Origin of the sequence: Pseudomonas zeae (assembly GCF_014268485.2) — a bacterium.
GTDB lineage: Bacteria > Pseudomonadota > Gammaproteobacteria > Pseudomonadales > Pseudomonadaceae > Aquipseudomonas > Aquipseudomonas neuropathica.
The window spans coordinates 3,943,020-3,955,036 of the sequence record NZ_CP077090.1; the positions used below are offsets into that span (position 1 = coordinate 3,943,020).

Sequence of the window (12,017 nt, forward strand, 5' to 3'; positions counted from 1 at the left end):
TGAAAAAGCCCCGCCTCTTCCGAGAGCGGGGCTTTTTCATTCAGCGCTTACTTACGCCAATTCAAGCTCGGCATTCGCAGCCACCGCAGGCACTACCGCTTGCCCGCTCAACGCCAGGTCCAGCAGTTCACGGTTGGCCACGGCATACATGGCGTAGTCCGTGCCGCTCGCAGCACGGATTTCCACCAGCATGGCGCGCCAGCGCGAGATCATGCTTTCGTGCTGTTCCATCCACAGCGCCAGACGTGCTTCCACGTCTTGAGTGCCGTCGCCCTGTTGCAGGACGGAGATGGTGATCGCGCGTTGCTGCCAGTCGACGTCATCACGGAACGCTTCACGGGCCAGGGCCTGCCAGTTGTTTTCAACCGGTAGAGCACTGATCTGTTGCAGGTACCAGGTGATGTCCAGCGCACTGCCCACGGCGAAGTAGGCCTTGGCCACTTCGGCAGGGTTCTGCCCGGTCACGTCGGACGCTTCGATGATCGGCAGCAGGGTGTACAGGTGCGAGGTGCCCGCAACCATACGCGCCAGCAATTCCGGCACACCGGCTTCGACGTACGCCTGATAACGCGCCTGCCAGTTTTCGCGGATTTCGCCGCTCAGCAGTTCGTCGAGCTTCAAACCCAGCTCTTTCAGGTGCGGACCGAAGTGCGCGGTATCACGGGCAGCGTTCTGCTCGTTACGGCGGGCACGCAGGAACCAGCGCGTAGCGCGACGGCCCAGACGCATCAGCTCGTCCATCAGCTCCAGCTGTACGTCAGCGCTGACTTGGTAGTCCAGCGCTTCGATCTGACGGAACCAGTGCGGGAGGTGGAAAATGTCACGCACGATCACGTAAGCGCCAGCGACGTTCGCCGGGCTCATGCCGGTCGACTCTTTGAGTCGTTGAACGAAGGTGATGCCCATGTGGTTGACCAGGTCGTTGGCGATCTGGGTGCTGACGATCTCGCGCTTCAGACGGTGACGACGCATGGCTTCGGAGAACTTGCTGACCAAGGTCGGCGGGAACGCCGTTTCCATGTCGCGGGTCAGGTAGTCGTCGTCCGGTACCAAGGAGCCCAACAGCTGCTCTTTGAGGTCGATCTTGCTGTACGAGATCAGTACCGACAGCTCAGGACGGGTCAGACCGTGGCCTTCGGCAATGCGCTCGTTGATCTGCTCTTCGGTCGGCAGGAACTCGATGGCACGGTCCAGCTTGCCACGGCCTTCCAGATCACCCATCAGACGCTTGTACTCAGCGATGCGTTCGTAGGCACGACGCGCCGCCAGGGACAGGGCCTGAGTCTGCTTGTAGTTGTTGCCCAACACCAGGTTGCCGACTTCGTCGGTCATGCTCGCCAGCAACTGGTTGCGTTGTTTGTCGGTCATGTCACCGGCCTGAACCACTTCGTTCAGCAGGATCTTGATGTTCACTTCGTGGTCGGAGCAGTCGACGCCACCGGCGTTGTCGATGAAGTCGGTGTTGGAACCGCCGCCATTCAGACCGAACTCCACTCGACCCAGTTGGGTCATGCCGAGGTTACCGCCCTCGCCCACGACTTTGCAGCGCAGCTCGTTGCCGTTGACGCGCAGTGCGTCGTTGGCCTTGTCGCCGACATCGGCGTGGCTTTCGGTGCTGGCTTTGACGTAAGTACCGATACCGCCGTTCCACAGCAGATCCACCGGCGCCTTGAGCAAGGCGTTCAGCAGTTCGGTCGGGGTCAGTTTGTCAGCCTTGATGTCGAAGCGTTCCTGCATCTGCGGGGAAATCGCGATGCTCTTCGCGCTGCGCGAGAAGATACCGCCACCTTCGGACATGATGCTGGTGTCGTAGTCGGTCCAGGCCGAACGCGGCAGGTCGAACATGCGCTGACGCTCGACGAAGCTGGTCGCCGGGTTCGGGTTCGGGTCGATGAAGATGTGCATGTGGTTGAAGGCAGCGACCAGTTGCAGCTTGTCGGACATCAACAGGCCGTTACCGAACACGTCACCGGCCATGTCGCCGACGCCGACCACAGTGATGCTGTCTTCCTGAACATTGATGCCGCGCTCGCGGAAGTGACGTTGTACGCCAACCCACGCGCCTTTGGCGGTAATGCCCATTTTCTTGTGGTCGTAACCGGCCGAACCACCGGACGCAAACGCGTCACCCAGCCAGAAGCCGTAATCGATGGCGATGCCGTTGGCGATGTCGGAGAAGGTCGCAGTGCCCTTGTCCGCTGCTACTACCAGGTACGGGTCATCGTCGTCATGACGCACGACGTTGGCCGGCGGTACCAGCGCGCCGTCTTTCAGGTTGTCGGTGATGTCCAACAGACCGGAAATGAAGATGCGGTAGCAGGCGATGCCCTCGGCCGCGATCTCGTCACGGCTGCCGCCCAGTGGCAGGCGACGCGGCAGGAAGCCGCCCTTCGCACCTACTGGCACGATGACCGAGTTCTTCACTTGTTGCGCTTTTACCAGGCCGAGGACTTCGGTACGGAAGTCTTCTTCACGGTCGGACCAGCGCAGACCACCACGGGCAACGTTACCGAAGCGCAGGTGCACGCCTTCAACGCGTGGCGAGTAAACGAAGATTTCGAACTTCGGCACTGGCTTCGGCAGTTCAGGGATCGCGTGCGGGTTGAACTTGAAGCTGAAGTACGACTTGTTCTGGCCGTTGGCGTCAGTCTGATAGAAGTTGGTCCGCAGAGTCGCTTTGATCAGGTCGAGGTAACGACGCAGGATGCGGTCTTCGTTGAGCACCTGGACGTCGTCCAGTGCGGTCAGAATCGCCTGTTCCAGACGCAGTTGCTTGTCTTCCAGATCGTCGTCGCTGAGTTTGCGCGCCAGATAGAAGCGGGTCTTGAACAACCGGGTCAGCTCGCGAGCGATGTCGGTGTGGTTGTTCAGGGTGCTGGCGATGTAACCCAGATCGAAGCCCAGACGAATCTGCTTCAGATAACGCGCGTAAGCACGCAGCAGCGCCACGTCGCGCCATGGCAGGCCGGCGGTCAGCACCAGACGGTTGAACGCATCGTTTTCGGCGTCGCCGCGAACGATGTGGACAAAGGCGTCCTGCAGGGTGTCGTTGAGTTGCTGGATGTCGAGGTCGAGGCCTTCAGCGGCGGTGAACGCGAAGTCATGAATCCAGAACTCGCGGCCATTGGTGTGACGCAGACGGTACGGGAATTCACCCAGTACGCGCAGACCGAGGTTTTCCAGGATCGGCAAGACGTCGGACAGCGCCAGCGGGGTGTCGGCGTGGTACAGCTTGCAATGCAGCTCGCGCTGGCCGGAGACCTGACCGAGCGGCTGATAGAAGCTCATCACCAGCGGATTTTTTTCGTTGAGGCTCAGCAGGTGCTGCATGTCGACCACGGCCGAATGCGCTGCAAAACGCTCGCGGTAACCGGCCGGGAAGCCTTTCGGGAAGTCGGCCAGCACGTTGGTGCCGTGGGCTTCGCCGAAGCTTTCGACGGTCAGTGCGGCGTAGTCGTCCTGCCAGCTGCGGCACGCTTGTACGACTTCTTTTTCCAGCAGCACGGTGTCGATGTCGAGACGGTTTTTCGGGTCGACACGCAGGATCAACTGCACGCGGGCCAGAACCGACTCGGAGAAGAACGTCCAGAACTCGCAATCGGAAGCCTTCAGGCGCTCCATCAGCACTTGCTGGATCTTCTGGCGAACTTCGGTGGAGTAGATGTCGCGTGGCACGTAGGCCAGGCAGTAGCAGAAACGACCGTACGGGTCTTTGCGCAGGAACACGCGGATCTTGTTGCGTTCCTGGATCTGCACAATCGACATCACGGTGGTGAACAGTTCGTCGACCGGGGTCTGGAACAGGTCATCACGCGGCAGTACTTCAAGCACCTGCGCCAGTTCCTTGCCCAGGTGAGCCTTGGACTGGAAGCCGGAGCGACGCTCGATTTCTTCGACTTTGCGGCGGATGAACGGGATGACCCGCACGCTCTCGCCATACACCGAGGAGGTGTACAGGCCCATGAAACGGTGTTCCTTGATGACTTTGCCGTCGGCGTCGATTTCACGGATCGACACGTAGTCCGGGTAGGCCGGACGGTGTACACGGCTCGGGTGCGCAGCCTTGGCGAACGACAGCAGGGTCGGTTCGCGCAGGTAGCTGACGGCGTAGTCTTCGATGCGCAGGTCATCGTAGGTCAGGCCGGTGCGCAGCAATTTGGTCAGGCCGAGGAAGGAGTTCTGGTCGTACTCGATATGGCCGCCATCGGCCTGATCGGTGACCACGAATTCTTCGTAGCCGAGGAAGGTGAAGTGGTTGCCCACCAGCCATTCCAGGAAGCTTTTGATTTCGTTCTTTTCGTCGGCATCGACGGCAAACGCGCTGTTGTCGAGCTGGGTGAGGATGTCCTGCACCTTGGCTTTCATCGGCTCGAAATCGGCGACCGCAACGCGGACTTCACCGAGAACCTGTTCCAGCTCTTTGCTCAGCACATTCAGTTCGGCCGCGTTGGCGCAGCGGTCGATTTCCAGGTACATCAGCGATTCGTGCAGAACGCCTTCGCCGGTGCTGCCCTTCGGCAGGATTTCCAGCAGTTCACCCTTGCTGCCACGACGCACGCTGAGCACGGTGGTTTGCAGGGTGTGGATGCTGTAGCCGCGACGGTTCAGTTCGGTGCGAACCGAGTCGACCAGAAATGGCAGGTCGTGGTGCAGGACTTCGACCGCGGTGTGGGTCGACTGCCAGCCATGACGCTCGTAATCAGGGTTGTAGACGCGCACTTGCGGTTGCGCGTGATCGAAGCGCTCAAGCAGGCGCCACGCAGAAAGAGTACAGCCAGCGAGGTCGGAGAGGCGACGTTGAGTCAGCTCGTCCAGGGAAATGATGCCGAAGAATTGTTCAGCGAACAGCGCCACTTGTGGCAGTGCCTGTTCACTGATGTGCTGCGCCAGTGCCGCTTGCAGTTGGTGCTGGAAGTCGGCTTTGCTGGCTGCGGTGAAGAACGCCATCTGTGGTACTCCGCTTAAGCTTGTTATTGATGGAAAGCGTCGCGTGCAACACCCCTTTCGGGGCTTGTGTCGCCCTGTTCCTGATTCTCGGGCAGAGGAAACAGGGGGACAGGTGGGTGAAGCTGGACGGGACACTCAGGTCACATTCACCTTCCATAGAATGAGCATCTGCAAAAGCGACTGCCAGCGGTGCCGACAATGCCTTTACGGGTGCTCATCCGTTGCGCAGCTTAAAGGGTGCGACAATGTGTCTGCTTGCGGTGCTGCGACATATTCGGTCATTGGCACGTAAACCGAGGGTCTGGCACCGGTAAACACTAGCAGTCGTGGCGGAAAACGCCGGGTTGCATGCCCGTATTTACGGGACATCCGTCCCAGATGCAGACCTTTTGCCCTTACATATCCAGAAACGAAAACGCCCAAGGCCGTTCTATCGACCTTGAGCGTGGCATCGGGTTCAGCGTCAGCGGTTGACGCGGATCAGTCGGGCAACTCTTCGTAAGCGCGAAATTTGCTCACGGTGGCGCAGTCGTAGCACATCATTTGCAGGGTCATCTTGTCCATGCTGGCGTCGATGTTGCTGGAGTCGCACTCGCGGCAGAACAGCTGCGGATGGTCGAATTGCGGCGCGGCGATCGGCGAGCCTGTGAGAAACCGAGGCACAAATTCGTCTCGCCAGAACAGCCCCGGCGACTTGGAAAAACCGGCGCCGCTATCCTTGAACACGACATCGTAAAGCAGGCGGGTCATGGCCGGCTGCGGCACGCGCGAATCGCGGTAGCTGTCCTTGCGCCAGTTCTCCGCCAAGGCGAGTTGCGCGGTGCTCTGCATGTTGCGCGGAATGGTGTTCGAGGCGTGAGTGCGGCCCTTGGAATTTCCGGTGGCATAGAAGTGTGCTGCACTTTTCACCGCCACTCTGGCGAAGTAGTAGATCTGGCTGACCGAGAAGTTCTGCAGCAAAGTGCCGATCACCGAGTCGGCGCGGGCTTCGGCGGTGAACGCCATACCTACCTGATTGGCCAGCAAGTGAACGTATTGAATCGATTCCTCCCGCGCGAGCCTGAAGATCAATGCATACAACTCACGTTTCCATCCTGGCAGCACAGGCCCGGACAACTCTTCGTACAGCGCGAGGTAGAGCGTATCGCGCGTGCAGCGCACGCCTTCTTCCAGTGCGACGTTGGCTCGCCAGTAAATGGTCGAATAAGTGCTGATGCTGAAATCGTCGGCCCGATTGAACGCCCGAATGTCCGATGCCGTATCGACCTGCAAGGCGCCCGCCTCGTGCAGGCCTTTCACCAACTCCTCACTGAAAGTGTCAGTGGACGTGAGCTTTTCTCCTCTGAGTTCAGCATCAAGCGCGGCAATGCGTTCGCCTGCGCCTTGGCCGCCGTCATCCAGTAACGCCAGCAGAGCAAGTTTTTGCTGGAATCCAAGACTGGTAAAGGGCACGGGTGGGCGTGGTGTGCCGTAGCGCATGGCTAGATCGCTGCGGTCACGTTCGGCCTGATCGGCGATTTGCTGTTTGCGCAGCCGGACACAGGCATCACAACCACACACGTTGCGTCGCGAGCCAAAACCGGCGGTGAAGTATTGATGCTCGCAATTCACACATTTGTAAGCGCTGCGCAGGGAAACCGGGGTGCCGCGGGCAGGCCGGCGCATCCACATCGGCAAATCGCAATATGGGCATCTCAGGTCGGCGCTGACAATCGGTGGCAACACTTTCAGCACACTGCGCACTGTGTCCGCGAGCTTGTACTCATCGATCAAGTCAGCAGTTTTTTCGCCATTGAGGTAGCGCTGGTAAAGCGCTTCAACCTGCTCTTCGGACAGATGGCGGATTTCTTGCGCCCATTCGAAATACTGCTTCATCAAAAGAGATCCTTTTTATCATTTCGTCCATCGCACTCCCTTGCGTTTGAGCAATAAAATCTGCCGGGAAAAAGCCGCCAAAACAAGCGAAAACACCTCTAACTTGCGCCATCCATCGCCTTTTCTGAAACCCTACGAGGCCGTCGGACAATTCGTACCCGCCGTGAGGAAATGTCCTTAAGAGCACGCCTTGGCTCAATGATGTGCAGCAGAATTTTCTTGAGGCTGGCAAAATCGCCTTTTTTGCGTCCCGCCTGCCGCGCCCGCTCAACCAGGAATCCCCTCATGCAAATGACCACCGCCCTACTCATCGTCAACCCGTGCGATGACGAAGAAGACAACATGGCCATGCTCTGCTGCCACAGCGACAAGGGCGACATGTTCCTGATGAGCCGCTATCCGGACGAGGACGAGCTGGAGATTACGCTGGATGGCGAGCCTTCGACGCTTGATGGGGTGAAAGTTACTTTGACCTCGACGCTGCTGAAGATCGAGATTGCAGCGGCGGATGCCGATGCGTTGAATGGGGATGATGTGCTGGAGATCACCTTTAACCCGGATATGGTGGATCTGGATGAGGTTGAGGAGACCCTGAAGAATATCCTTGATGGGACTGGCACCTATGTCAGTGAGCTAGGCTGATCAGGCCTGCTATCCCAAACGTAAATTGAGTGGCGATGGTGCCCAAGTAAAATGCGCCACGCCACTGTCAGTCCTGTAACGGGCGTTTCGCTTCAACTTTCGCTGAAAACCTTAAACACTTAAAGACCATACATATCAATAAATATGCAAGCACACTGCCTTGCACGTTTACCCGAGTAAAGTTTCATCCTACTTCCCGACAAGAACCGCCCTACACAATCATCGGAAGTCCTACACCGATATCTGATTGCCTGGTCGCGCGCTCATTGCTATTAATTATCCCACCTGCGAACTATCTCGCAGGTTCGGTACTGATAGAACAGCATCGAAAATCCAAGATCAAATGGAGTTAATACCATGGGTAAAAAACGCTCTGAAATAAACACCTTCGATGATTTGCCGCAGGCTACAGGTCATTCAGAAGGTTTCCTTGCGACCGAACTGAACTTCTTCGCTTCATTAACCCGCTGATTGGATGCACCAACCAGCTCACATGCCGAAAGCTAGTCTTTCGGCATTTAAATTTAATGAGGCAAGCTATGTTCGAGCGTGAAATAACACCCAGCAGAGCTCTGAATGAAATAACCTGTTCCATCCAGGCGCTAGAGCTTAGAGCAATTGTCCGCTATGTCGGCGAAGGTGATCTGGTTGCAATCGCTGAACTTTACGACAAAGACGAAAAACTGATTGAGTCTGGAGCAGGCAAGGGACCTGATGCCCTTATCGGAGCGATGGCCGAGAGCCTTGAACACTACGGCACCTTCCACTGCCGACAGTCGCAGCGATCACGAATTAGCTGCGATTCGATTGCAGTTCAGCGCGATGCTCAATGCGACGGCATACTTGCAAGTTTGCCAAGCACTAACGAACTTGTTGAATGTTTTAGGCTTACAGCCCTTGATGACAAGCGCGAACTATTTGTGCCATGCGCCCTCCTCCATCCAACTGCCGAAAATAACAACACAGGTTCTCGGGAAACCCGATTTTTAAGCCGCTACGCCTCTAACTCAGGAATTGCTTTCGGCTGTACCAAGGCCGAAGCGCTGCTGCACGGCACTCTTGAGGTAATAGAACGACACTTGTTATCGCAGTTTTTTCTTGCCGTTTGCGCAATACGACCGGCAATGGACCTTTATACACCTTCAAAAGCATTACTTGCTGAAGCATTGCTGCATCGCCCATATGCTTTAGAGGCTGCAAGCAAGTTGCAAATCATCGTTATCAAAGATGAATCCGGTGTCTATTTTTCGGTTGCTTTCCCTAAGATGGGGCCAGGCGACTTGCATATTTCCCCCATCGGTTCGGGCTGCTCATTGGATATCTGCATCGCTGTACAAAGAGCAGTCACGGAACAGTTCCAGTCAAGCACGCTATATGGTATCAGTGAAGAAACTTCTGACCGCAAGGCTTTTGACATGCTTTCAACCTCTGACGCCTTAAAAAACTTAATAGACTTTTCTCCGTTGAAAAACCTGAAGCTTAGAACCTTTGAACCCACCTCAGAAAGCCAAACAAGCACCGTTTCACAGCAAATAGCATTACTGCAACGAAACTTGAAAATCGTCGGCAAAGCAATTTTCCATAGAACTGTCGCACAGTACGCCAACACAAACATCGTCACCCAGATATACATACCCGGCCTCGACAGGTTCAACATAATCAGAAAAGGCCAGTTGGTAGCTCCACAGCACATACTGCTAAATAACACCAAGCGCCCTGGCAATTAATTAAAACGACCAACAGGCAGTTTCTCCATGCGGACACTCATCAGAACAGCTTGCAAAAAGCATCGACTGCTATTGATCACAACAATCACCGCCATTATTTCGCTAAAGCTTCTAGCCCTTGCGCCGCCATTGTTACTGGGTGCCATTGTCGATTCGCTCAGTAACGCAGATCACACCACGCTCAACACGCTACTTTTCTTTACAGCGGCCTTTGTCTTGGCCGGATGCGCTCAGGCGATCATTGCACCTCTGCAGACACTACTTCTTTCGAAACTCGTCCAGCGGATTGTAATGAACGCGTCCATTACATGGATGGCGCAATTGATAGGAAAAGAATTCTCTCGATTCAGCACTTGGCGCATCGGTCACTTCATCAAATCGGTAGAGCGCGGAATCACCGCCCACGAGCAACTGCTGACGTTCTTTGTCACGGTGGGCTTTCCACTGTGTCTGGAGTTCCTGATCATTGCCGCCGCATTTTGGTACATGGGCGGCACCTGGGTCTTTTGCGCGATGGCGAGCCTTGGAGTGCTTTACCTTTTTGCCACCCATCGAATCATCAGGTGGCGCAGAAAACATATTGATGCCGTGAATGAGCAGGAAGATGAACTGAGCGCGATCCTGTTCAACACCTTGAAGGCAGGCAAATCGATAAAACTGGAGCGCGCCGAGCAGACCGCACTGCAACCCTTGAACAGAGCCTTCAACCAATATGCCGAAGCGGCGGTAACCGTCGCGGGATCCGGTGGATTGTTAAGCGGGGCAAAGATCTTGTTTATCAGTCTTTCCACAGGAGGATTGTTAAGTTGGGGGGTTGTCGATCAATTGTCGGGGGCCGCGAGCATTAGCGTCGGGCAATTGGTCGCGATCTTTTCCATCGCCAGTACGTTCCTGCTGAACATCACAGCCTTGACCGAAGGCTATCGAGTGCTGGATCAGTTTTTAGCGGATCAACGCCGTCTCCAGCAACTGCTCAAAACAGCCGATTTTGATAATGAAGGTCGTAGAGGCGAAGTGACCCAACAGGACGAATCAACGTTACGGCTCAAACCCTGCGTCATCACCGACAATGGCGCCGTCCGGCTATCCATCGCAAACCTGATTGACTTCAAACAAAGGCAATCGGTCGCGATCACCGGCCCTAGCGGCGCAGGCAAATCCACCTTGCTCGAAGCGCTAGCCGGACTGAACGCTTCGGTAAGGAGCCAACTGAACATTGACGATATACCCGTTGATCGCTTGAACGCTCAGAGCCATCTGCAAGTACTGCGTTACTGCCCTCAATCCCCGCAATTCCTGGAGGGCACCTTCGACAGGTCAGTTTTGTTTGGTGTTAATCCTTCGCTGCATTTGCGCAGCGCCATCCAGCGTTTACAGCTTGAAGAGATCGTCAGCGGGCGCGACATCAACGAAAATGCCGCCAACATTTCCGGCGGTGAAGCCAAACGCCTGACGCTGCTGCGACTGATTAACCGGCCGGGTAAATTCAACCTTTTTGACGAACCGAGCGCATCAATAGAGCCGAAGCTCGCCGCACCGGTTTGGGAGTTGCTGTTCGAGACGTTTGCCGGCCAAGGTCTGATTTGCGTAACGCACGATGTCAGCCATCTACACCGCTTCGACCGGGTCATTGTTATGCATAATGGCGAAATCATTGAAGATGGCCCCTGGCATGATCTGGTGGACAGAGCATCGATCAAACGGCTGCTAAGTGACCTTCAAACCGTTAACCAATAAAAGGGCGTTAAAAGGTCCTTTCTGCAAAATGCCGTTAGTCGCCACCCCCCGCGATGGATTAAAGTAACGCCCCCAGCCCCGGCGTTATCCGAACGCCTGTGGCCACCCCTTTCCAGGAACAGTCACCGATGGAACATCGTGAAGCGCTGCTGGCGCTGCGAACCTTTCTTTCAACGCAGATTCTCGGCCAGGAAAAACTCATCGAGCGTTTGCTCATCGCCCTGCTCGCCGACGGCCACATGCTGGTCGAGGGCGCTCCGGGTCTGGCCAAGACCAAAGCGATCAAAGAACTCGCCGAGGGCATCGAAGCCCAGTTCCATCGCATCCAGTTCACCCCGGACCTGCTGCCGGCCGACATCACCGGCACCGAGATCTATCGCCCGGAAACCGGCAGTTTCGTGTTCCAGCAAGGGCCGATCTTCCACAACCTGGTGCTGGCGGACGAAATCAACCGTGCCCCGGCCAAAGTGCAATCGGCGCTGCTCGAAGCCATGGCCGAACGTCAGGTCAGTGTCGGCCGCAGCACGTATGAGCTGTCGCCGCTGTTTCTGGTGATGGCCACGCAGAACCCGATCGAGCAGGAAGGCACTTACCCGCTGCCGGAAGCCCAGCTCGACCGTTTTCTGATGCACGTGAAAATCGGTTTCCCGGACGCTGCCGTCGAACGCCGCATCCTCCAGCAAGCTCGTGGCGAAGCGTTGAACGGTGAAACCAAACCCGAGCGCCGCGTCAGCCAGCAGGCAATCTTCGCCGCGCGCAAGGAAATCCTCGGTCTGTATATGGCCGACGCCGTGGAGGAATATCTGGTGCAACTGGTCATGGCCACGCGCAACCCGGCCAAGTTCGACCCGGAAATGGCCGAGTGGATCGCCTACGGCGCCAGCCCGCGCGGCTCGATCGCACTCGACCGCTGTGCCCGCGCCCACGCCTGGCTGGCCGGTCGCGACTTCGTCAGCCCGGAAGACATTCAAGCGGTGCTGTTCGACGTGTTGCGTCACCGCATCATTTTGTCGTTTGAAGCCGAAGCCGCCGGCATCGATCAGGATCGGGTGGTGCAGCGGATTCTCGACGTCGTAGCCGTCGCTTGAC

6 protein-coding genes are annotated in these 12,017 nt (G+C 56.7%); 4 read left to right on the forward strand and 2 right to left on the reverse strand.

What is annotated here, in order from left to right; all coding sequences use genetic code 11:
* Positions 1–51: 51 nt before the first annotated feature.
* Together HU754_RS17265 and HU754_RS17270 are read right to left on the reverse strand one after the other, a co-directional pair.
* Positions 52–4,947 carry an NAD-glutamate dehydrogenase gene (locus HU754_RS17265; RefSeq protein WP_186624271.1) on the reverse strand — a complete coding sequence of 1,632 codons (4,896 nt, stop codon included), beginning with the start codon at positions 4,945–4,947 and terminating at the stop codon, positions 52–54.
* A gap of 480 nt (positions 4,948–5,427) precedes the next feature.
* Positions 5,428–6,822 carry a hypothetical protein gene (locus HU754_RS17270; RefSeq protein WP_186624270.1) on the reverse strand — a complete coding sequence of 465 codons (1,395 nt, stop codon included), beginning with the start codon at positions 6,820–6,822 and terminating at the stop codon, positions 5,428–5,430.
* Between the two features lie 285 nt (positions 6,823–7,107).
* Between HU754_RS17270 and HU754_RS17275 the strand changes: the two genes are divergently transcribed.
* The 4 genes from HU754_RS17275 (at position 7,108) to HU754_RS17290 (ending at position 12,016) form a co-directional block, all read left to right on the forward strand.
* Positions 7,108–7,464 carry a hypothetical protein gene (locus tag HU754_RS17275; RefSeq protein ID WP_186624269.1) on the forward strand — a complete coding sequence of 119 codons (357 nt, stop codon included), beginning with the start codon at positions 7,108–7,110 and terminating at the stop codon, positions 7,462–7,464.
* A gap of 539 nt (positions 7,465–8,003) precedes the next feature.
* Complete coding sequence (locus HU754_RS17280) at positions 8,004–9,191, forward strand: YcaO-like family protein (RefSeq protein ID WP_186624268.1); 1,188 nt, start codon at positions 8,004–8,006, stop codon at positions 9,189–9,191.
* Positions 9,192–9,218: 27 nt separating this feature from the next.
* On the forward strand, positions 9,219–10,928 hold the full coding sequence (locus HU754_RS17285) for an ATP-binding cassette domain-containing protein (protein ID WP_186624267.1): 1,710 nt from the start codon (positions 9,219–9,221) through the stop codon (positions 10,926–10,928).
* Between the two features lie 128 nt (positions 10,929–11,056).
* Complete coding sequence (locus HU754_RS17290) at positions 11,057–12,016, forward strand: AAA family ATPase (protein ID WP_007913915.1); 960 nt, start codon at positions 11,057–11,059, stop codon at positions 12,014–12,016.
* Position 12,017 lies beyond the last annotated feature (1 nt).

Bases quoted from the DNA above. Each gene is read 5' to 3' on its own strand.
- HU754_RS17265 (WP_186624271.1), bottom strand. From the start codon at position 4,947: ATGGCGTTCTTCACCGCAGCCAGCAAAGCCGACTTCCAGCACCAACTG.
- HU754_RS17270 (WP_186624270.1), bottom strand. From the start codon at position 6,822: ATGAAGCAGTATTTCGAATGGGCGCAAGAAATCCGCCATCTGTCCGAA.
- HU754_RS17275 (WP_186624269.1), top strand. From the start codon at position 7,108: ATGCAAATGACCACCGCCCTACTCATCGTCAACCCGTGCGATGACGAA.
- HU754_RS17280 (WP_186624268.1), top strand. From the start codon at position 8,004: ATGTTCGAGCGTGAAATAACACCCAGCAGAGCTCTGAATGAAATAACC.
- HU754_RS17285 (WP_186624267.1), top strand. From the start codon at position 9,219: ATGCGGACACTCATCAGAACAGCTTGCAAAAAGCATCGACTGCTATTG.
- HU754_RS17290 (WP_007913915.1), top strand. From the start codon at position 11,057: ATGGAACATCGTGAAGCGCTGCTGGCGCTGCGAACCTTTCTTTCAACG.